Genomic DNA, 21345 nt, shown 5'->3' on the forward strand with positions numbered 1-21345 from the left:
GGCCCACCAACCGTAGGGCGCGCAGGTCTAGGCTCGACCGTGAACGTTCAAGCTGTCATTCGAAGGAGCCTTTCCACGTGAGCACGGACGCATCCGCTTCCCCCCTCGCCGGTCGCGACGAGAACCTCTCCCTGCCCCGCGCGCAAAAGATCGGCTGGACCGACCTCGATGTCCGCGCCGTCGACACCGCGCGCATCCTGGCGGCTGATGCCGTTCAGAAGACCGGCAACGGTCACCCCGGCACCGCTATCAGCCTGGCGCCGGCCGCGTACCTGCTCTTCCAGAACGTCATGCGCCACGACCCGACCGACCCGCACTGGCTTGGTCGCGACCGGTTCGTGCTGTCGGCCGGCCACTCCAGCCTGACCCAATACATCCAGCTCTACTTCAGTGGTTACGGCCTCGAGCTGTCCGACCTGGAAGCGCTGCGCACCTGGGAGTCGAAGACCCCCGGTCACCCCGAAGTCACCCACACCACCGGCGTCGAGATCACCACGGGCCCGCTCGGTTCCGGATTTGCTTCCTCGGTGGGCATGGCGATGGCGCAACGACGTCAGCGCGGGATGCTCGACCCCGATGCTGCTCCGGGCACCAGCCCGTTCGACCACCACATCTACGTCATCGCCGGCGATGGCTGCCTGATGGAGGGCGTCAGTGGTGAGGCCAGTTCGTTGGCCGGAACCCAGGAACTGGGCAACCTGATCGCGATCTACGACCAGAACCAGATATCCATCGAGGACGACACCGATGTGTCGTTCAACGAGGACGTCAAGGGTCGTTATGAGGCCTACGGGTGGCAGGTCATCGATGTGCCCTGGCGCGGCCACCACGGCACCACCGACCCCGACTACGTCGAGGATGTCGACGCGCTTTACGCAGCGATCGAAGAGGCCAAGGCCGAAACGACGAAGCCGAGCCTGGTCATCCTGCACACCGTCATCGCATGGCCTTCCCCCACCAAGCAGGGCTCGGGCAAGTCCCACGGGTCCGCGCTGGGCGACGAGGAGATCGCGGGCCTCAAGACCCGCCTCGGCTTCGACCCCGAGAAGACCTTCGAGGTCAGCGACGAGGTCGAAAAGCACGTCCGCGCGGTTGCTCAGCGGGGTAAGGATGCTCACGCCGAATGGGACACCGCCTACCAGGCGTGGCGCTCGGCGAACGCCGACGGCGCGAAGTTGCTCGACCGCTTGGTCGCCCGCGAGCTTCCGGACGGTTTCGCTGAGGCCTTCCCCACCTTCGATGCCGACGAAAAGGGCATCGCCACCCGCGCCGCGTCGGGCAAGATCCTGACCGCCCTCGCTGACGTGATGCCCGAACTGTGGGGCGGTTCGGCCGACCTCGCGGAATCGAACAACACCACGATGGGCGGCCAGCCCTCGTTCATCCCGAGCAACCGGCAGACGCAGGAATGGACGGGCAGCCCGTACGGCCGCACCCTGCACTTCGGTGTTCGCGAGTTCGCGATGGGCCTGGCACTCAACGGGATCGCGCTGGAAGGCCTCACCCGGCCCTATGGCGGCACCTTCTTGGTGTTCTCCGATTACATGCGCGGTGCCGTACGTCTGGCCGCGCTGCAGAACATCCCGGTCACCTTCGTGTGGACCCACGACTCTGTGGGCCTGGGTGAAGACGGTCCGACCCACCAGCCGGTGGAACACCTCGCCACGCTGCGCGCGATCCCGATGCTTGACGTCGTCCGCCCGGGCGACGCGAACGAGACCGCCGTCGCTTGGCGAACGATTCTGCAGACCACCGACCACCCGGCCGGTCTGGCGCTCTCGCGCCAGGCACTGCCGACGGTCGACCGCAGCAAGTTCGCCTCGGCCGACGGTGTCGCCAAGGGCGCCTACGTTCTGGCCGACACCGAGGGAACGCCCGACGTGATCCTGATCGCCAGCGGGTCCGAGGTCTCCGTCGCGCTCGAGGCCCGCGAGGCTCTGGCCGGCGAGGGCATCGCCGCTCGGGTTGTCTCGGCGCCTTGCCTTGAATGGTTCGACAAGCAACCGAAGGCCTACCGCGACGAGGTCCTGCCGCCGTCCGTCAAGGCGCGCGTCAGCGTCGAGGCGGGCATCTCGATGCCGTGGCACCGCTACGTCGGTGACGCCGGCCGTTGCGTCTCGATCGAACACTTCGGTTCCTCCGCAGCTGGCCCGTTGCTGCTGGAGAAGTTCGGCTTCACCGCCGCCAACGTGGTCGCCAACGCCAAGGCTTCAATCGCCGACGCCAAGTCCGGCGACGCGACCCCCGGCAATGACGTCGAGGTGCCGGTCTGGCCCCTCGAGGCTCACTGAACCTTTTTTTCGTACGTCTTTTTGAGAGGAACGACATGAGCAACAGCAACACCCAGGCCCTGTCCGACGCCGGAGTCTCGATCTGGCTCGACGACCTGAACCGCACCATGCTGCAGCAGGGCGATCTGGCCACGCTCAACGCCGAGAAGAATGTGGTCGGCGTGACCACGAACCCGACGATTTTCGCCACGGCGCTGTCCGACGGCCAGGCCTACAACGAACAGGTAGCAGCGCTCGCCGCTCAGGGCGCCGACGTCGACCAGACGGTCTTCGCGATCACCACCGACGACGTACGCAACGCCTGCGACCAGCTCCGTCCGGCCTTCGATGCGAGCGAGGGCCAGGACGGCCGCGTCTCGATCGAGGTCGACCCGCGTCTTGCCCGCGACACCGCGGCGACCAACGACAGCGCCAAGAAGCTGTGGGCGACCGTCGACCGGCCGAACGCCATGATCAAGATCCCGGCCACGGTCGAGGGTTTGCCGTCGATCACCGCGACCCTGGCGGAAGGCATCAGTGTCAACGTGACGTTGATCTTCTCCCTCGACCGCTACCGCGCTGTGATGAACGGCTACCTGGACGGCCTGGAGCAGGCCAAGGACGCCGGCAAGGACCTGTCGACCATTCGTTCGGTCGCCTCGTTCTTCGTCTCCCGGGTCGACTCGGAGATCGACAAGCGCCTGGATGCCTCCAACGCCGCGGGCGCGGCCGAGCTCAAGGGGAAGGCCGGCGTTGCGAACGCACGCCTCGCCTACCAGGCCTTCGAAGAGGTCTTCAGCACCCCGCGTTGGGAGTCGCTCAAGGCAGCCGGCGCTCACGTGCAGCGTCCGTTGTGGGCATCCACCGGCGTGAAGAACCCCGACTACAAGGACACGATGTACGTTGTCGACCTTGCGGCGCCGAACACGGTCAACACGATGCCGCCGAAGACGCTCGACGCTCTGGCCGACCACGGTGAGGTTGCCGGGGATCAGGTCACCGGCGCCTACGACGACGCTCGCGCGGTCATGCAGCAGCTCGACCAGGCCGGCGTGGACTACGACGACGTGGTGAAGGTGCTCGAGGAAGAAGGCGTCACCAAATTCGAGGGCTCCTGGACCGAGTTGCTGCAGTCGGTTGAGGCAGAGCTGAAGAAGGCGGCCACCAAGTGAGCGACGTTCAGGTTTTCGTCGCCGGCGCCGCGGCGCAGGCTGCCGAGGCCCACGTCTCGACCCTGGTCACCGACAAGGTCGCCAGCCGACTCTTCGCCCAGGACCACACCCTGTGGGGTCCGGACGCGGAGAGCGAGTCCGCCAAGCGTCTGTCCTGGGTGAGTCTCGGCGAGTCGTCCCGACCCCTGGTCGAGCCGATCGAGTCCCTGCGGAAGTCGTTGCAGGACAAGGGTGTCGACCACGTCGTGCTCTGCGGCATGGGCGGTTCTTCGTTGGCCCCCGAGGTCATCTGCGCGACCGCAGGAGTTCCGATCACGGTGCTCGACAGCTCGCAGCCCGACATGGTGCGCGCGGCGTTGGAGGACCGGCTCGAGCAGACGGTCGTGGTCGTGTCGTCCAAGTCAGGTTCGACGGTGGAGACCGACTCGCAGCGGCGCGCCTACGTTGCCGCTTTCGAGAAGGCCGGCATCGACCCGACCGAACGTGTCGTCGTTGTCACCGACCCGGGCAGCCCGCTCGACAAGGAGGCCCACGAGGCGGGCTTCACGGTGTTCAACGCCGACCCGAATGTCGGTGGCCGTTACTCGGCGCTGACCGCCTTCGGTCTGGTGCCCAGCGGACTCGCCGGCGCCGACATCGGCGCTCTGCTCGATGAGGCTGCCGCCGCGCAGGCGATCCTGTCCGCGGACGAGGCTGACAACCCGGCGCTGCGTCTCGGCGCCGCGCTGGGCGGCACCACCCCGCTGCGCGACAAGGTTCTGCTGATCGACGAGGGCACCCCGAACAAAGGTTTCGGTGACTGGGCCGAGCAGCTCATTGCCGAGAGCACCGGAAAGCTCGGCAAGGGCCTTCTCCCGGTTGTCGTTGATGACGCGCCCCAGGGCGAACTGCTCGCCGACGAGCTGTCTGTTCACCTGGTCGCCACCGCAAGTGCCGCGCCCAGCGGCGTGGCCGACGTGGCCGTCTCCGGCAGTCTCGGTGGCCAGATGCTTCTCTGGGAGGCCGCCGTGGCCGTCGCCGGCCGATTGATCGGGATCAACCCGTTCGACCAACCCGACGTCGAGTCCGCCAAGCAGGCCGCCCGCGACCTCATGGGTCAGAGCAACACCGCTGGTGACGAAGCGAACTTCACCGAGGGTGCGGTTGAGGTGCGCGCTAACGGCGACTGGCTCGGCGCTGCCGACTCTGTCTCGGGCGCGCTGGCCGCGCTGCTGGCACAGGTTCCCCAGGACGGCTACCTTGCGGTCATGGCTTACCTGGACCGGGTCGCGGATCGGTCACTGGCCGACGTACGCGGTCTGTTCGCCCGGAAGCTGAACCGCCCCGTCACCTTCGGGTGGGGCCCGCGGTTCCTGCACTCCACCGGGCAATATCACAAGGGCGGCCCGGCGATCGGTGTCTACCTGCAGATCACCATCGAGCCCACACAGGACCTCGCTGTCCCGGGTCGCGATTTCACCTTCGGCAGCTTCATCTCGGCTCAGGCCGCGGGTGACGCGAAGGTGCTCGCCGACAAGGGGCGGCCGGTGCTGCGGTTGCACCTCACCGATGGTGAGGCCGGCATGGGCGAACTGGTGCAGGCGATCCGGACAGCCACCAGCGCCTCGTGACCACCACGACAGCGGCCCGAGTGGCGCGCGGCATCAACCCACTGCGGGAGGCGGACGACCGCCGCCTCCCGCGGATCGCGGGACCTTGCAGCATGGTCATGTTCGGGGTCACCGGTGACCTGGCCAAGCGCAAGTTGTTGCCGGCGATCTACGACCTCTACAACCGTGGCTTGCTGCCGCCGGGCTTCAGCCTGATCGGCTTCGCCCGCCGCGACTGGGATGACCAGGACTTCGGTCGGATCGTTCATGACGCGGTCAAGCAGGGGGCCCGCACCGAGTTCTCCGAGGCGGTGTGGAAGAACCTGCTCGACGGGCTGAGGTTCGTTCATGGTTCGTTCGATGACGACGAAGCCTTCGATGAACTGGCCCGCACCGTCGCGGCGCTTGATGAGGAGCGCGGCACCGGCGGCAACCACGCGTTCTACCTGTCGATCCCGCCGGGATCGTTCTCCCAGGTCTGCCGTCAACTCGAACGCAGCGGGCTCTCGACCCCGCGGCCGGGCACCTGGCGACGGGTCGTTATCGAGAAGCCGTTCGGTCACGACCGCCAGAGCGCTGCCGAGCTCAACGATGTGGTGGCCTCCGTCTTCCCCGAAGACTCGGTCTTCCGGATCGACCACTACCTCGGCAAGGAGACGGTCCAGAACATCCTGGCGCTGCGCTTCGCCAACCAACTGTTCGAGCCGGTGTGGAACAGCCACTACGTCGACCACGTGCAGATCACCATGGCCGAGGACATCGGGATCGGCAGCCGAGCCGGCTACTACGACGGCATCGGCGCAGCCCGAGACGTGATCCAGAATCACCTCCTGCAGTTGCTGGCGATCACCGCGATGGAGCAGCCGAACAACTTCGAGGCGAAGGCCCTTCGTACGGAGAAGGAGAAGGTGCTGGCGGCCGTACGCCTGCCCAAGGACCTCGGCACCTTCACCGCCCGCGGCCAATACACCGCCGGTTGGCAGGGTTCGGAGAAGGTCATCGGCTTCCTCGAAGAGGACGGGATCGACCCCGACAGCCGCACCGAAACCTACGCCGCATTGAAACTCGAGCTGGCCACCCGGCGCTGGGCCGGGGTGCCGTTCTACCTGCGCGCCGGCAAACGCCTCGGCAAGCGCGTGACCGAGATCGCGGTCGTGTTCAAACGGGCTCCCCACCTGCCGTTCACCGAGAGCGACACCGAGGAGCTCGGCCAGAATGCGATCGTCATCCGAGTGCAGCCCGACGAAGGCGTCACCATGCGCTTCGGGTCGAAGGTTCCCGGCGCAGGCACCATGGAGGTGCGCGACGTGACGATGGACTTCGGCTACGGCAGCGCCTTCACCGAGTCGAGCCCGGAGGCGTACGAACGCTTGATCCTCGACGTGCTGCTGGGCGATCCGCCGTTGTTCCCGCGCCACGAGGAGGTCGATTTGTCCTGGCAGATCCTCGACCCGGTCGAGCGCTACTGGGACCGCAACGGCAAGCCCGCGCCGTACGACTCCGGCGGTTGGGGCCCCGCCACCGCCGACGAGATGATGCGCGTCGACGGGCGCAGCTGGAGGATGCCGTGATGTGCGCATGATCGTCGACCTGCCGAACAGCTCGACCCGTGACGTCGCCAAGGCGCTGGTCCGGCTGCGCGGCGAGACCGGAGCGGCCACCCTGGGTCGGGTGATGACGCTGTTGGTCGTCACCGACGACGAGGGCGCCGACACCGCGATCGAGGCGGCAGCTGAAGCCAGCCGCGCTCACCCAAGCCGGATCATCACGGTCGTCCGCGGCACCAAGCGCGGCCGCAGCCGGATGGACGCGCAGGTGCGGGTCGGCGGTGACGCCGGGGTGTCCGAGCTCGTGGTGCTGCGGCTCTACGGTGAGCTCGCGGCCCACGACGGGAGCGTCGTGACGCCCCTGCTGGTGCCCGACTGTCCAGTTGTTGCCTGGTGGCCGACCGCTGCCGACGACGACCTGGCCACCACCCAGATCGGTCGACTCGCCCGCCGCCGGATCAGTGACGCCTCGCAAGCGACGCACCCGCGCCGCGAGATCCAGCGCCGAGCCGACCACTACGCCGATGGCGACACCGACATGGCTTGGTCGCGCACGACCCGGTGGCGTGGCCTCTTGGCCACCGCTCTCGATCAGGAGCCCTTCGAGTCGGTTACCAAGGTGACGGTCACCGGGGCCCCCGACTCGGCCAGCAGCGACCTGCTCGCCGGCTGGCTTGGTGTTCGGCTGCGCTGCCCCGTTCGGCGCCGCACGGTCGAAGGCGAAGGCCTGCAACGCGTACGGCTGGATCGCCCGAGCGGGCCGATCACCCTCGAACGTTCGGGACCGGTCCACGCCGTTCTGACCCAGCCGGGCCAGCAGCCGCGAGAATTCCCACTCCCCCGGCTCTCGACGGTGGAAGCCCTCGGCGAGGAACTGCGCCGACTTGACCGCGACGAGACCTACCGCAACGCACTGTTGCACGGCTTGCCGTTGCTGCGAGCGCATCGTTCGACGACCCCGAAGGCAGATGACGCATGACCGATCGGCAGATCATCGTGGAGCCCGACAAAAGGGTTCTTGCGGATCGCATCGCAGTCGAGCTCGACCAGCAGATCGAGGCCGCCCTCGAGGCGCGCCAGGAAGCCCATATCAGCCTCACCGGCGGGTCGATGGGCCAAGCGCTGGTCGAGGCGTGGGTGCAGTTGGATCACAGCGACCGCGACTGGACGGGGGTCCACCTCTGGTGGGGCGACGAGCGATTCACGCCCAAGGGCGACGCCGACCGCAACGACCAGCAGGCCTACGACGCCGGGCTGCGCCGCTTGGGAGTGCCAGCCGATAACATCCACTCCGCCCCGGCCAGTGACGCGGTTGCGTCGGCCGAGGAAGCAGCTACCGCCTACGCCGCGGAGCTGGCTGAATACTCCGAAACCGAGACCGGCTGCCTGGCCGAACAGCCAGCGGTGCCGACCTTCGATGTGATGATTCTGGGTGTTGGACCCGACGGCCATGTGGCGTCGCTGTTCCCGCAGCATCCGGCTCAAAACGTGATTGAGACCACCACGGTTGCGGTGCACAACTCCCCCAAGCCGCCACCCAACCGGATCAGCTTGACCTTTCCGGCATTGAACAACTGCCGTGAACTGTGGCTCACCGTTGCCGGAACGGATAAGGCCGAGGCGCTAGCGCGAGCCGCGGCGGGCGAAGACCCGTGGGCTGTGCCGGCGTCCGCCGTACACGGGCAGTTGAAGACCGTGTGGTGGCTCGACGAAGCTGCCGCGGCGCAGTTGCCGCAGCACTGAGCGACTGCGCGACACGAAGAACGTCCCGACCGGTTCGGTCGGGACGTTCTTGTTGTGCGATCGGGGCGATCAGCGAATCAGGCCACGGCCGCGCAAGGTCTCGAGGGCCTCTTCGAGGATCACTGCGCCTTCGGCGTCGGAGCGGCGCTCCTTCACGTAGGCGAGGTGCGTCTTGTAGGGCTCAACCTTCGGCGGGGCCGGCGGGCTGCTCTTGTCTTGACCAGCCGGGAGACCGCAGCGCGGGCAGTCCCATTGGTCCGGCACCGCCATACCCGGCTCCTGAGCGAAGCTGGGCTTCGTCTCATGCCCGTTGGAGCACCAGTACGACACGACGACCCGCGGGGCCGCCTCGCCGCGCTCGGCCTCTCCCATCGGGCCAGCACCGACCCGACTTCCACGAATTGCGTTGCCACCTGCCACGACTGGCCTCCTTACTGGGCGAACCGGGTCACAAGACCCAGGCCGATGATGGACACGGCCCAGACGGATCCGGCAATCACCGTCATCCGGTTGAGATTCTTCTCGGCGACGGATGAGCCACCGAGGTTGCTGCTCACACCGCCACCGAACATGTCGGAGAGGCCGCCGCCCGAACCCTTATGCATCAGGATCAGCAGCACCAGGAACAGGCTGCTCAGGACGACTAGGGCCTGCAGCGCGATTCGCATCGCATCCACGTCGCGTAACTCACCTTCGTCTGTACGTCAGGACAATGCCCCGGGGGGCAACTCGCCCAAGATTACCTTGTCTGGGCGCCGGTTTCGGGCAGCGCCGTGGCCGCGGGGTCAGGCAGCGCCGTGATGGTCCCGGAAACGGCAGATTGTGGCGAACTCGACGGGGTCGAGCGAGGCCCCGCCAACGAGCGCCCCGTCAACGTCTTGCTCGGCCATGATCGTGGCGACATTGCCGGACTTCACGGACCCGCCGTAGAGCACTCGGACGCCGTCGGCCAGCTTTTGGTCGTAGATCGAGGCGAGCTCAACCCGGATTGCCGCGCAGACCTCCTGCGCGTCGGCCGGGGTGGCGACCTCGCCGGTGCCGATCGCCCAGACCGGCTCGTAGGCGATCACGATCGACTCAGCCGACGCGGCCGGCAACCCGTCGAGCGCGGCGCGCAACTGGGCCACGACATGAGCGACCTGCTCACCAGCCTGGCGGACTTCGAGCTTCTCGCCGACACACAGGATCGGCACCAGATCGTACTTGTAAGCCGCCTTGACCTTCGCCGCCACGACCTCATCGGTCTCAGCGTGGTATTCACGGCGCTCACTGTGGCCCACAACGACGTAGACGCAGTTCAGCTTGCGCAGGAAGGCCCCGGCGATCTCACCGGTATAGGCGCCCTCGTCGTGGGCGCTGAGGTCCTGAGCGCCCAGCTTCAGCTTCAGCTTGTCGCCATCGATCAGGGTCTGCACCGATCGCAGATCGGTGAACGGCGGGATGACCGCGACCTCGACCTTGTCGTAGTCGTGGCGACCATCGCGCAGGGTCCAGTCCAGCTTCTGCACCAACACGGTGCCCTGCTGGTGGTCCAGGTTCATCTTCCAGTTGCCCGCGATCAAGAACGTGCGGGTCGGTTCAGCAGCGGCCATGTGTCTCAGTCCTCCAGAACCTGCAGGCCGGGGAGTTCCTTGCCCTCGAGATACTCCAAGCTCGCCCCACCGCCTGTCGAGATGTGGGTGAAGTCGGAATCGGCGAAGCCCAACTGGCGCACCGCGGCAGCGGAGTCGCCGCCGCCGACGACGGTGAGGGCTCCGTCCTTGGTGGCGTCGACCAGACCCTGGGCGAGCACCTTGGTTCCGGCGGCGTACGGGGCCATCTCGAAGGCGCCCATCGGACCGTTCCAGAACACAGTCTTCGCACCGCGTACGGCGTCAGCGAACTGGCGGGCGGACTCCGGGCCGATGTCCAGACCCATCCGGTCGGCCGGGATCGCGTCAGCGGCGACAACCTCGTGGTCGGCGTCGGCGGAAAACGCCGTCGCCGCAACGACATCGACCGGCAACAGGATGCGTACGCCGCGCTTCTCAGCCTGCTCCAGGTAGCCCTTGACCGTGTCGACCTGGTCCTGCTCGAGCAGGCTGTTGCCGACTTCGTGGCCCTGGGCCTTCAGGAAGGTGAACACCATCCCGCCGCCGATGAGCAACAGGTCTGCGGTCTGCAGCAGGTTGTCGATGACGCCGAGCTTGTCGCTCACCTTCGCGCCGCCGAGCACGACGGCGTAAGGGCGGCCCGGGTTCTTGGTGAGGCGCTGCAAGACCTCAACCTCGGTCTGCACCAAACCACCGGCGGCATGCGGGAGCACCTGAGCAATGTCGTAGACCGACGCCTGAGCGCGGTGCACCACACCGAACCCATCTGAGACGAAAACGTCTGCCAATGAAGCGAGTTCACCGGCAAACGCGGAACGTTCGGCGTCGTCCTTGCTGGTCTCGCCCGGGTTGAACCGCAGGTTCTCCAGCAGAACGACGTCGCCGTCGTTCATCGCTGCGACCTTCGCGTGGGCGTCTTCGCCAACGGTGTCGGCGGCGAACCCCACTGGAGCGCCGAGCAGTTCGCCGAGGCGAGCGGCGACCGGCGAGAGCGAGTACTTCTCCTCGGGCGCACCCTTCGGGCGTCCGAGGTGAGCGCACACGATGACCCGGGCGCCCTGATCGGTCAACGTCTTAATCGTCGGAACGGAGGCACGGATGCGACCGTCGTCGGTGATCGTCGTGCCATCGAGCGGCACGTTCAGGTCGCTGCGCAGCAGCACCCGCTTGCCCGACAGGTTGCCCAGGTCATCGATAGTGCGCATCGGTTCAGAGACCCTTACCGACGAGACCGCAGAGGTCGACGAGGCGGTTGGAGTAGCCCCACTCGTTGTCGTACCAGCCGACGACCTTCACCATGTTGCCGGTCACCTTGGTCAGGCCCGAGTCGAAGATGCACGACGACGGGTCAGTCTCGATGTCCTTGGACACAATCGGGTCCTCGGTGTAGACGAGGTAGCCCTTCAACGGACCCTCGGCAGCAGCCTTGACCGCAGCATTGACCTCTTCGACGGTGGTCTCCTTCGAGGCCGTGAAGGTGAGGTCGGTGGCCGAGCCGGTCGGAACCGGGACACGCAGCGCGTAGCCGTCCAGCTTGCCCTTGAGCTCCGGCAGCACCAGGGACACGGCCTTGGCCGCACCCGTGGTGGTCGGGACGATGTTCAACGCTGCAGCGCGCGCACGACGCAGGTCCTTGTGCGGCGCGTCCTGCAGGTTCTGGTCCTGCGTGTAAGCGTGAATCGTCGTCATCAAGCCCTTCTCGATGCCGATCGAGTCGTTCAGGGCCTTCGCCATCGGCGCCAAGCAGTTGGTGGTGCACGACGCGTTGCTGATGATGTGGTGGGTCGCGGCGTCGTACTTGTCGTCGTTGACGCCCATCACGATGGTGATGTCTTCGTTCTTCGCCGGGGCGGAGATGATGACCTTCTTGGCGCCAGCGTCGAGGTGGGCCTTCGCCTGCGTCGCGTCGGTGAAGAAGCCGGTGGACTCGACCACGATGTCAACACCGAGGTCCTTCCACGGCAGCTTGCTCGGGTCCTTCTCGGAGAACGCGGCGATCTTCTTGCCACCGGCGCTGATCGATTCCTCGTCGAAGGTGACGTCGCCGTTGAAACGGCCGAGGATCGAGTCGTACTTCAGCAGGTGAGCAAGGGTCTTGTTGTCAGTCAGGTCGTTGACGGCGACGACTTCGACGTCGGCTCCGGACTCGACGACTGCACGATAGAAGTTGCGGCCAATACGGCCGAATCCGTTGATTCCAACGCGGACGGTCACGATGACACAGCCCTTTCTGGGAGTCTTTTTCGAACAGCCTCGACCCTATGCGATGACTCGCGGGTAGCCGTACTTAGTCCGCCCGACGGACCGGTTCGCCACGGGAATGCGCGGGCTCAGTCGGCCGCTCAGTCGTCGAGCATGTCGGCGGTCAGTCCGGCGCTGGTGTTCGCGACGCCGAGCTCGTCGGCCCGCTTGTCGGCCATCGCCAGCAGACGGCGGATCCGACCGGCCACCGCATCCTTGGTCATCGTCGGTTCGGCGAGTTGACCGAGTTCTTCCAGGCTCGCCTGCTTGTGTTCCAGGCGCAGCTTTCCGGCGTGGGCCAGGTGATCGGGAACCTCCTCGCCGAGGATTTCCAGGGCACGTTCGACGCGCGCACCGGCGGCGACGGCGGCCTGGGCCGACCGGCGCAGGTTCGCGTCGTCGAAGTTGGCCAACCGGTTTGCGGTGGCCCGCACCTCGCGCCGCATCCGGCGCTCCTCCCACGACATCACGCAGTCGTGAGCACCCAGCCGGGTGAGCAATTGGCTGATCGCGTCGCCATCGCGGATCACGACGCGGTCGACCCCGCGCACCTCGCGCGCCTTCGACGCAATGCCCATCCGGCGGGCGGCGCCCACCAGGGCGAGGGCCGCTTCGGGTCCGGGGCAGGTGACCTCGAGGGCCGACGACCGGCCGGGTTCGGTCAGTGACCCGTGAGCCAGGAAAGCTCCACGCCACGCAGCCTCGGCGTCGCACAACGCGCCGTTGACCACGCGCGGCGGCAGACCTCGTACGGGGCGGCCTCGGGTGTCGATCAAACCGGTCTGCCGGGCCAGCGCTTCGCCGTCTTCATTGACGCGTACGACGTAACGGCTGGTGCGCCGTAAACCACCGGCGCTCATCACCACAACGCTCGGCACCTGGCCGTAGAGGTCGGCAATGTCACGGCGCAACCGGCGCGCGGCCTGGGCGGTGTCGAGCTCGGCCTCGATGACAATCCGGCCACCAACGATGTGCAGACCACCCGCGAAACGAAGGACGGCGGACACTTCCGCTTTGCGGCAGCAGGTCTTGGTGACCTTCAACCGGCTGAGTTCGTCTTTCACCGCGGATGTCATGGCCATGCGGGCCATCCTCTCACCCTCGCGGCGTGACGAAGGCCGGGCGGTGTGGGGCTCAGCGGATCAGGTCGCGATAGGCGGCCGCCAACAAGAACGAGTCATGGGTTCCGGAGCCGTCGCTGCTGGCGACTGGGCGAACGACCACCTCGGCGCCCATCGCCGCGGCCGTCGCTCGCAACTTGTCTTCCTCGCCGGCCACCGAGCCCTGATCAGCCAGCACGATGTCGAAGTGCAGCTCGGGGGCGTGGGCGACCATTGAGTCCAGGTGATCGGCTGCGGTGAACCCTTCGGTCTCACCGGAACTGACGACGTTGAGGGTGAGCATTCTGCGAGCCCTGGTCTGCACGAGGGCATCCCGCAAATCCGGCACCAGCAGGTGCGGCATCACCGAGGTGAACCAAGACCCGGGTCCGAGAACGACCCATTCGGCGTCGTGGATGGCGTCGACGGCCTCTCGGCAGGCAAGCGGCGGGTCGGGTGTCAGCGCGATCGACTCCACCCGGCCGGCGGTCTTGGCGACCTGGGCCTGCCCGACAACCGTGACGATTTCGTCGGGCCGTCCGTCGTCGTGGCCGCGCACCTGCGCGCGAATCTGAAGCGGCTCTGCGGCCATCGGAAGGACCCGGCCACGAGCGCCCAGCAATCGGCCGACGAGGTCGAGGCCGGCGACTGGGTCGCCGAGGAGATCCCAAAGCGAGGCAATGATCAAGTTTCCGAGCGCGTGGCCACCCAGCGGACCGTCACCGGCGAAGCGGTGCTGCAGGGCATCGCGCCACTGCAGTCCCCACTCGGTGCTGTCACAAAGGGCGGCCAAGGCCATCCGCAAATCACCGGGCGGAAGGATGTCGAACTCTTCGCGCAGGCGACCGCTGGATCCACCGTCGTCGGCGACGGTGACGATCGCAGTGATCGAGTCGGTGACCAGCTGCAGCGCGTGGAGCGAGGCCGAGAGCCCGTGGCCGCCGCCGAGGGCTGCCACGCGGACGCGGCCGCCGAACCGCCGACCGTCGAACTCACGACCACCAACCCGCGGACCGTCCTGGTCGCCACGGGCCATCATTCGCGACCCAAGTCACGATGGACGACGACGGAACGCACCAAGCCATCGCTGTGGTTGTCGATGCGCGCGGCGAGAGCCTCCGCCATCGCCACGGAACGGTGTTTGCCGCCGGTGCAACCGATCGCGATGGTGATGTAGCGGCGCCCCTCGCGCAGGTAGCCCGCCATCATCGGTTCCAGCAGAGCTTCCGCGCGTTCGAGGAACGCCGGAGCCCCCTCCTGACCAAGCACGAAGTCGGAGACCACCTTGTCCTTGCCGGTGTAGGGCCGTAGGTCAGGGTTCCAGAACGGGTTGGGCAGAAAGCGCATGTCGAACACGAGATCGGCATCGAGCGGGATGCCGTATTTGAAGCCGAACGACAAAACGGCGACCCGCAGATCCGCCTCGTCGTCGGGACCGAGGAACTGCTTCACCTTCGCCGACAACTGGTGCACGTTCAGCCCACTGGTGTCGATCAGGACGTCGGCATTCGACCGCAGGTCACGCAGTAATTCGCGCTCGGCCTGGATGCCGTCGAGCAACCGACCGCCGGCCTGCAACGGGTGGGGTCGCCGGACTGATTCGAAGCGACGGACGAGGGCCTCGTCGGTGGCGTCCATGAAGACCACGACCGGACGCCAACCCTGTTCGCGCAACCGCTCAAGCCCGTCCCGGAAATCGGTGAAGAACGAGCGCGCTCGCACATCGACCACGGCGGCGAGATGCGGAAGGTCGTCGCGGGGGCCGGCCGACACCAGCTCGGCCATCGACACCATCAGTTGGGGCGGCAGGTTGTCGATGACGTACCAGCCCGCGTCCTCGAGCACATTGGCCGCCGTTGAGCGACCGGCGCCGCTCATGCCGGTGAGGACGACGATCTCGTTCTGATCGCGGCCCAGGAGGTCGTCGGGCTGGTCCTGGTGGGTCATCGGTCTCCCTCAGTTCAGTCGAGGACCTCGCCAGTGGTCAGGTTGACCGCAGGCTCGGCATCATCTTGGCGCATGTGGGCGTGGATCGTTGCGGCGAGGGCTGGACCGATGCCGTCGACCTGCTCGATCTGCTCGACCGAGGCAGCGCGCAGCTTCTTCACCGAGCCGAATGTCCGCAGCACGGCTTTGCGGCGCTTCTCCCCCAACCCGGGAATCTCATCGAGTGCGGAGGTCGTCATCGACGCCGAACGGCGCTGCCGGTGGAAGCTGATCGCGAAGCGGTGGGCCTCGTCGCGCACGCGCTGCAAAAGGTAGAGACCCTCGCTGGTGCGCGGCAGGATCACCGGGAACTCATCGCCATCGACCCACACCTCCTCGAGCCGTTTTGCCAGGCCGACCACCGGAATGTCATCGATGCCGAGCTCGGACAGGGCGCGCACGGCGGCCGAAACCTGCGGCTTGCCACCGTCGACCACGACCAATTGCGGTGGGTAGGCGAAGCGCCGGGGCTTGCCGGTGGTTTCGTCGATGGGACCGGAGGTCGGCGCACGACCACTGCGATCGACTTCGGTGCTGATTTCGGCGCTGTCGTCCTCGCTGTCGTCGATCTCCACATCACTGGCGCCGTCACGGTCAGCGAGATAGCGGCGGAACCGGCGAGTGAGGACTTCGTCCATCGCCGCGGTGTCATCGACCCGAATGGATCCGTCATCGCCGACCTTCCCGCGGATGATGAACTTGCGGTATTCGCTCTTGCGCGGAAGGCCGTCCTCGAAGACGACCATGCTGGCCACGACGTTGGTGCCTTGGACGTGGCTGATGTCGTAGCACTCGATGCGCAACGGCGCCTGCTGCAGATCGAGGTATTCCTGCAGGTCCTGCAAGGCCTGACTGCGCGCGGACAGGTCGCCGGCTCGGGTCACTTTGTGACGAGCGAGCGACTGGGTGGCATTGCGGCCGACCGTTTCCATCAGGGTGCGTTTGTCACCGCGTTGAGGCACGCGCAGGGATACTCGCGACCCACGGCGTTCACCGAGCCAGGCGCCCATCGCTTCGGCGTCAGTGGGGAGCACCGGAACCAGCACCTCCCGGGGAACGCCTTGCGCTGACTCGTCTCCGTAGACCTGCTGGAGCAACCGCTCGACCACGTCGGCCTGACCGATGTCGCCTTCTGCTTCCTTGTCGACAACCCACCCACGTTGGCCACGGATCCGGCCACCGCGCACGTGGAAGACCTGCACCGCTGCCTCCAACTCGTCGTCGGCGATCGCGAACACATCGGTGTCGGTGGCATCGGGCAACACCACAGCGGAACGCTCGAGCGACTTGCGGAGCGCCTCAATGTCGTCACGCCGGCGAGCGGCGGTCTCGAACTCGAGCTCAGCACTCGCCAGCTTCATCTGCTCCTCGAGCCGCTTGACGAAGCGGCCGGTGTTGCCGTCCATGAAGTCGCAGAACTCCTCGGCAATGAGGCGATGTTCCTCAGCGGAAACCGATCCGACGCAGGGCGCGGAGCACTTCTCGATATAGCCGAGCAGGCAAGGTCGGCCAACTTGACCGGCGCGTTTGAACACACCAGAGCTGCAGGTGCGGACGGGGAATACCCGCAGCAGCTGGTCGAGGGTCTCGCGGATAGCCCAAGCATGCGCATAAGGGCCGAAGTATCGGGTGCCCTTGCGCTTCGCGCCGCGCATCACCTGAGCACGCGGGAATTCCTCCCCCATCGTGACCGCGAGGTAGGGGTAGGACTTGTCGTCGCGGTACTTGACGTTGAATCGCGGGTCGTATTCCTTGATCCAGGAATACTCCAGTTGCAACGCCTCGACCTCGTTGCGGACCACGGTCCACTCCACCGCCGCGCCGGTCTGCACCATGGTGCGAGTGCGCGGATGGAGGGCGGTGATGTCTTGGAAGTAGGAAGACAGCCGCTGGCGCAACGACTTCGCCTTGCCGACGTAGATGACGCGGCCGTCGGCGTCACGGAACCGGTAGACACCTGGGTCCACGGGGATGGAACCAGGCGCTGGTCGGTAGGTCGATGGGTCAGCCACATGACAACCCTACGAGGGGACACTGACAACCTCGCTGGCCACCGGCAGCCGCAACGCGCTAGTGGTCAACCAATGACAAGGTTGTCGCCGCTGGCGGTGACCGACTTCTCGTTCAGTGGCTTGGACGCGGGGCCGTTCTCCACCGAACCGTCGGTGATCTTGAACTTGCTGCCGTGACAGGAGCAGCTGATGCTGGTGCCGGACAGCGCCGTCATCGGGCATCCCTGATGGGTGCAGATGGTGCTGAACGCTTTGAAGGTGTTCGCGGTGGGCTGCGAGACCACGACCTGCTGCGCGGTGTCGAGGTAGCCACCGCCCACTGGCACCTTCGATTTGGGGATCGAGTTTCCAGCGGCCGCGGAGTTGCCAGAGCCCGCAGCGTTCGAGGATGAGTTGCCGGCTGACGAGCCACCGGAGCCGGACGCGGGGGTGTTGTCGCTGCCGCACGCTGCAAGGCCTCCGGCTGCGGCGATCATGCCCATTCCGATGAGCATCGAGCGCCGGTCGGGCTGGCGAAGTTTCACGGCCATAATTGATTGCTCCTGGATGGTGGGAAGCGGTGGGTGGTCGATCTGCGCAGGCGAGACTGGCAGGAAATCCTGTCTGTCAGGTGTGAGAACGATCAACCAAGGTCAACTCTCCCGGGATGCGGCCCGGCTTCCGTCCGGAACGGTTACGCACCGGCACCCGATGACACGACCTTCCCGCCGCAATGGTTCACCGCTGCCGGACCGGACCTTATTCGGGCGCCGATCGCGCAGTTGCTGTCTTCCTCGTCGCAGCAGCCTTCTTGGCCGCGGCTTTCTTGGCCACCGTCTTCGTCGGCGCGGCTTTCTTGGCCGCCGAACCGGCCGCCTTCTGAGCTATGGCTTTCTTGGTCGCTGCACCAGTCGCCTTCGCTGCTGAACCAGCCGCCGCCTTCGTCGCCGTCGCGTTCGCTGGCGCCGATGAACTCGTGCGGCCCGCGGAATCGGTGGCGCGGCGAGTGGAAGGGCGGGCCGCCCGGGCAGCCTCGAGCAACGGCTTCAGGTAGCGCCCGGTGTGACTCTCCTCGACCTGGGCCACCTCTTCCGGAGTCCCGGTGGCGACCACTCGGCCTCCTCGGAACCCTCCCTCGGGACCCATGTCGATCAGCCAGTCGGCCGACTTGATCACGTCGAGGTTGTGTTCGATCACCACGACCGTGTTGCCCTTGTCGACCAAGCCCTGCAACACACCCAGCAGCTTGCGGATGTCCTCGAAGTGCAGGCCGGTCGTCGGCTCATCGAGCACGTAGATGGTGCGGCCGGTGGACCGCTTCTGCAATTCGGCGGCCAACTTCACTCGCTGAGCCTCACCACCAGACAGCGTCGGCGCCGGCTGACCGAGACGCACGTAGCCGAGGCCCACGTCGACCAGGGTGTTCATGTGGCGCGCAATGGCCGGGACAGCGGCGAAGAACTCCTTGGCCTCCTCGATCGGCATGTCCAACACCTGCGAGATCGTCTTGCCCTTGAAGTGCACCTCAAGGGTTTCCCGGTTGTATCGAGCGCCATGACACACCTCGCACGGCACGTAGACGTCCGGGAGGAAGTTCATCTCAATCTTGATCGTGCCGTCGCCGGTGCACGCCTCACAGCGACCGCCCTTGACGTTGAATGAGAACCGGCCCGGTTGATAGCCACGGACCTTGGCCTCGGTCGTCTCGGCGAACAGCTTGCGGATGTTGTCGAAGACGCCGGTGTAGGTCGCCGGGTTGGACCGCGGGGTTCGACCAATCGGGCTCTGGTCGACGTGGACCACCTTGTCGAGTTGGTCGAGGCCCTCCACCGTTCGGTGGCGGCCCGGCACGTGACGGGCGCCGTTCAGCTGGTTGGCCAGCACGTTGTAGAGGATCTCGTTGACCAGAGTCGACTTTCCCGAACCCGAGACACCGGTGACGGCGATCAGGTTGCCCAAGGGGAACGCGACATCGACACCAACCAGGTTGTGTTCGCGCGCACCGCGCACGACGATCTCGCGACCATCGTGGGGGCGACGCTCGGTCGGGGTCTCGATGGACCGACGGCCAGCGAGATAGGCGCCGGTGATCGATCGCTCGTTGGTGAGCAGATCCTCGACCGACCCGCAGTGGACGACCTCTCCCCCGTGTTCGCCCGCGCCGGGACCGATGTCGATCACCCAGTCGGCGGTGGCAATGGTGTCTTCGTCGTGTTCGACAACGATCAACGTGTTGCCGAGGTCACGCAGCCGGGTGAGGGTCTCGATCAACCGGTGGTTATCGCGCTGGTGCAGGCCGATCGACGGCTCGTCGAGCACATAAAGAACGCCCACCAAGCCGGACCCGATCTGGGTGGCCAGCCGGATGCGCTGGGCCTCCCCACCGCTGAGGGTTCCCGCCGGCCGGTCGAGCGACAGGTAGTCGAGTCCGACGTCGAGCAGGAAGCCCAGCCGCGCCTCGATCTCCTTGATAACCCGTTCGGCAATCTGCCGCTCGCGCACCGTGAAGTCGACCTGGCTCAGGAAGCCTGCCGAATCGGAGAGCGGCATCGCGCAAACCTCCGCGATGGACTTCTCACCAATGGTGACGGCCAAAATCTCCGGCTTCAGCCGGGCGCCACGACACGTCGGGCAAGGCACCTGGCGCATGTAGCCCTCATAGCGTTCTCGGCTCCAGTCGGAATCGGTCTCGCTGTGGCGACGCTTCACGAAGGGAACGACACCCTCGAAGCCAGTGGTGTAGCTGCGCTCGCGGCCGTAGCGGTTGCGGAACTTGACGTGAACCTTGTAGTTCTCGCCATGCAGCAAGGCTTCCTTTGCACGCTCGGGCAAGGCCCGCCAGGGGGTGTCGAGCGAGAAGCCCAGGTCTTCCCCCAGCGCCCCAATCACCCGAGTGAAGTAGTCACTCGACCCGGATCCAGATGCCCAGGGCAGGATCGCGCCGTCGTTGATCGACTTGTCTTCGTCGGGTATCAGCAGGTCAGAATCAACCTCGAGTTCGGTGCCGAGACCGGTACATGCCGGGCAGGCCCCGAACGGTCCGTTGAAAGAGAACGACCGCGGCTCGATCTCGTCGATCGCCAGCGGGTGGTTGTTCGGGCAGGCCATCTTCTCGGAGAACCGTCGTTCGCGCTGCGGGTCGTCGGCTTCGAGGTCGATGAACTCGATGAGGACCAGACCGCCGGCCAGGCCGAGCGCCGTCTCGATCGAGTCGGTCAATCGCTGCTTGCCGGAGGTGTCATCAGGTCCGCGCGAAACGAGTCGGTCGACCACGACATCGATGGAGTGCTTTTTTTGTTTGGCCAGCGTGGGCGGTTCGGTGAGTGTGATGACCTCGCCGTCGACCCGCGCGCGGGAGTAACCCTTGGTCTGCAACTCGGCGAGCAGGTCGAGATATTCGCCCTTGCGCTCCCGCACCACTGGGGCGAGCACCTGGAAACGGGTGCGGTCAGGCAGTTGGAGTAACTGATCGACGATTTGCTGGGGCGTCTGCTTGGCCACCGGTTCACCACAGACGGGGCAATGGGGCCGACCCGCGCGGGCATAGAGCAGCCGGAGGTAGTCGTAGACCTCGGTGATCGTTCCGACGGTTGATCGCGGGTTGCGGTTAGTCGACTTCTGGTCGATCGAGACCGCCGGTGAGAGACCCTCGATGAAGTCGACGTCGGGTTTGTCCATCTGCCCCAAGAACTGACGCGCGTAGGCGGACAACGACTCGACATAGCGACGCTGCCCCTCAGCGAAGATCGTGTCGAACGCCAACGAGGATTTCCCGGAGCCGGACAGACCGGTGAAGACGACCAGGCTGTTGCGGGGCAGGTCGACGTTGATGTTCTTGAGGTTGTGTTCTCGCGCGCCACGGACCCGAAGGTGGTCGTGGGTGGGTCGCGGGGCGGAGGAACTCGAGGTGGCTACAGACACGATGAACATGCTAAGTGCCACCACCGACAACCTCCGCCGTCCACCCGGTTGGCCCCTGCGACCTAAGGTGGACGGACTTGGGGAACAGCACGTACGAGAGGCTTTGGCGATGACCTATGACGGGCGCGTGACACCGGACGGTGCTCCACAGCAACGGGACGTTGGTAACGCGACGATCACCAAGATCGCGGTT

General features: G+C 66.3%; 17 protein-coding genes. 6 read left to right on the forward strand and 11 right to left on the reverse strand.

The window, feature by feature from the left end:
- The first annotated feature begins 77 nt into the window (after positions 1–77).
- Genes tkt through pgl form a run of 6 tightly spaced genes read left to right on the forward strand, consistent with a single transcriptional unit; the run spans position 78 to position 8321 of the window.
- The gene (gene tkt, locus ACYU98_RS07840; RefSeq protein WP_460467651.1) at positions 78–2291 is read left to right on the forward strand and encodes a transketolase; all 2214 of its coding nucleotides are present in this window, start codon (positions 78–80) and stop codon (positions 2289–2291) included.
- A 35-nt stretch (positions 2292–2326) separates the two neighbouring features.
- Positions 2327–3442: a transaldolase gene (tal, locus tag ACYU98_RS07845; protein WP_460467652.1), complete on the forward strand. Its 1116-nt coding sequence runs from the start codon at positions 2327–2329 to the stop codon at positions 3440–3442.
- Positions 3439–5052 (forward strand): glucose-6-phosphate isomerase, encoded by a 1614-nt coding sequence (locus ACYU98_RS07850; RefSeq protein WP_460467653.1) that lies wholly within the window; start codon positions 3439–3441, stop codon positions 5050–5052. Before tal ends, ACYU98_RS07850 begins: the two co-directional genes overlap by 4 nt.
- Positions 5049–6602 (forward strand): glucose-6-phosphate dehydrogenase, encoded by a 1554-nt coding sequence (gene zwf, locus ACYU98_RS07855; protein ID WP_460467654.1) that lies wholly within the window; start codon positions 5049–5051, stop codon positions 6600–6602. Before ACYU98_RS07850 ends, zwf begins: the two co-directional genes overlap by 4 nt.
- Positions 6603–6609: 7 nt before the next feature.
- Positions 6610–7557, forward strand: coding sequence for a glucose-6-phosphate dehydrogenase assembly protein OpcA (locus ACYU98_RS07860; protein WP_460467713.1), 948 nt, complete (start codon positions 6610–6612; stop codon positions 7555–7557).
- Complete coding sequence (pgl, locus tag ACYU98_RS07865) at positions 7554–8321, forward strand: 6-phosphogluconolactonase (RefSeq protein WP_460467655.1); 768 nt, start codon at positions 7554–7556, stop codon at positions 8319–8321. The genes ACYU98_RS07860 and pgl overlap by 4 nt, the downstream gene beginning before the upstream one ends.
- A 69-nt stretch (positions 8322–8390) precedes the next feature.
- On the opposite strand, the gene ACYU98_RS07870 is transcribed toward pgl, so the two are convergent.
- The 11 genes from ACYU98_RS07870 to uvrA all read right to left on the reverse strand — a co-directional run bounded on the left by ACYU98_RS07870 (position 8391) and on the right by uvrA (position 21161).
- Positions 8391–8741, reverse strand: coding sequence for an RNA polymerase-binding protein RbpA (locus ACYU98_RS07870; RefSeq protein WP_460467656.1), 351 nt, complete (start codon positions 8739–8741; stop codon positions 8391–8393).
- 11 nt (positions 8742–8752) lie between these two features.
- Complete coding sequence (secG, locus tag ACYU98_RS07875) at positions 8753–8998, reverse strand: preprotein translocase subunit SecG (RefSeq protein WP_460467657.1); 246 nt, start codon at positions 8996–8998, stop codon at positions 8753–8755.
- A 108-nt stretch (positions 8999–9106) separates the two neighbouring features.
- Positions 9107–9913: a triose-phosphate isomerase gene (gene tpiA / locus ACYU98_RS07880; RefSeq protein WP_460467658.1), complete on the reverse strand. Its 807-nt coding sequence runs from the start codon at positions 9911–9913 to the stop codon at positions 9107–9109.
- Positions 9914–9918: 5 nt separating this feature from the next.
- Positions 9919–11118, reverse strand: a complete 1200-nt coding sequence (locus tag ACYU98_RS07885; RefSeq protein WP_460467659.1) for a phosphoglycerate kinase — start codon at positions 11116–11118, stop codon at positions 9919–9921.
- Positions 11119–11122: 4 nt separating this feature from the next.
- Entirely contained in the window at positions 11123–12127 is a 1005-nt protein-coding gene (gene gap, locus ACYU98_RS07890; protein ID WP_460467660.1) for a type I glyceraldehyde-3-phosphate dehydrogenase, read from the reverse strand.
- 128 nt (positions 12128–12255) lie between these two features.
- Positions 12256–13236 (reverse strand): DNA-binding protein WhiA, encoded by a 981-nt coding sequence (gene whiA, locus ACYU98_RS07895; protein WP_460467661.1) that lies wholly within the window; start codon positions 13234–13236, stop codon positions 12256–12258.
- Positions 13237–13288: 52 nt separating this feature from the next.
- Entirely contained in the window at positions 13289–14290 is a 1002-nt protein-coding gene (locus tag ACYU98_RS07900) for a gluconeogenesis factor YvcK family protein (RefSeq protein WP_460467714.1), read from the reverse strand.
- On the reverse strand, positions 14290–15201 hold the full coding sequence (gene rapZ, locus ACYU98_RS07905; RefSeq protein WP_460467662.1) for an RNase adapter RapZ: 912 nt from the start codon (positions 15199–15201) through the stop codon (positions 14290–14292). The genes ACYU98_RS07900 and rapZ overlap by 1 nt, the downstream gene beginning before the upstream one ends.
- Before the next feature lie 14 nt (positions 15202–15215).
- Complete coding sequence (gene uvrC, locus ACYU98_RS07910) at positions 15216–17252, reverse strand: excinuclease ABC subunit UvrC (RefSeq protein WP_460467663.1); 2037 nt, start codon at positions 17250–17252, stop codon at positions 15216–15218.
- 65 nt (positions 17253–17317) lie between these two features.
- Positions 17318–17782 carry a Rieske (2Fe-2S) protein gene (locus ACYU98_RS07915; protein ID WP_460467664.1) on the reverse strand — a complete coding sequence of 155 codons (465 nt, stop codon included), beginning with the start codon at positions 17780–17782 and terminating at the stop codon, positions 17318–17320.
- A 208-nt stretch (positions 17783–17990) separates the two neighbouring features.
- Entirely contained in the window at positions 17991–21161 is a 3171-nt protein-coding gene (uvrA, locus tag ACYU98_RS07920; protein ID WP_460467715.1) for an excinuclease ABC subunit UvrA, read from the reverse strand.
- Positions 21162–21345: the final 184 nt, after the last annotated feature.

It is taken from the genome of Calidifontibacter terrae, assembly GCF_054778835.1.

Coding starts and splice junctions, on each gene's coding strand:
- tal (WP_460467652.1), top strand. CDS start 2,327: ATGAGCAACAGCAACACCCAGGCCCTGTCCGACGCCGGAGTCTCGATC.
- ACYU98_RS07860 (WP_460467713.1), top strand. CDS start 6,610: ATGATCGTCGACCTGCCGAACAGCTCGACCCGTGACGTCGCCAAGGCG.
- pgl (WP_460467655.1), top strand. CDS start 7,554: ATGACCGATCGGCAGATCATCGTGGAGCCCGACAAAAGGGTTCTTGCG.
- tpiA (WP_460467658.1), bottom strand. CDS start 9,913: ATGGCCGCTGCTGAACCGACCCGCACGTTCTTGATCGCGGGCAACTGG.
- ACYU98_RS07885 (WP_460467659.1), bottom strand. CDS start 11,118: ATGCGCACTATCGATGACCTGGGCAACCTGTCGGGCAAGCGGGTGCTG.
- whiA (WP_460467661.1), bottom strand. CDS start 13,236: ATGGCCATGACATCCGCGGTGAAAGACGAACTCAGCCGGTTGAAGGTC.
- ACYU98_RS07900 (WP_460467714.1), bottom strand. CDS start 14,290: ATGGCCCGTGGCGACCAGGACGGTCCGCGGGTTGGTGGTCGTGAGTTC.
- rapZ (WP_460467662.1), bottom strand. CDS start 15,201: ATGACCCACCAGGACCAGCCCGACGACCTCCTGGGCCGCGATCAGAAC.
- ACYU98_RS07915 (WP_460467664.1), bottom strand. CDS start 17,782: ATGGCCGTGAAACTTCGCCAGCCCGACCGGCGCTCGATGCTCATCGGA.
- uvrA (WP_460467715.1), bottom strand. CDS start 21,161: ATGTTCATCGTGTCTGTAGCCACCTCGAGTTCCTCCGCCCCGCGACCC.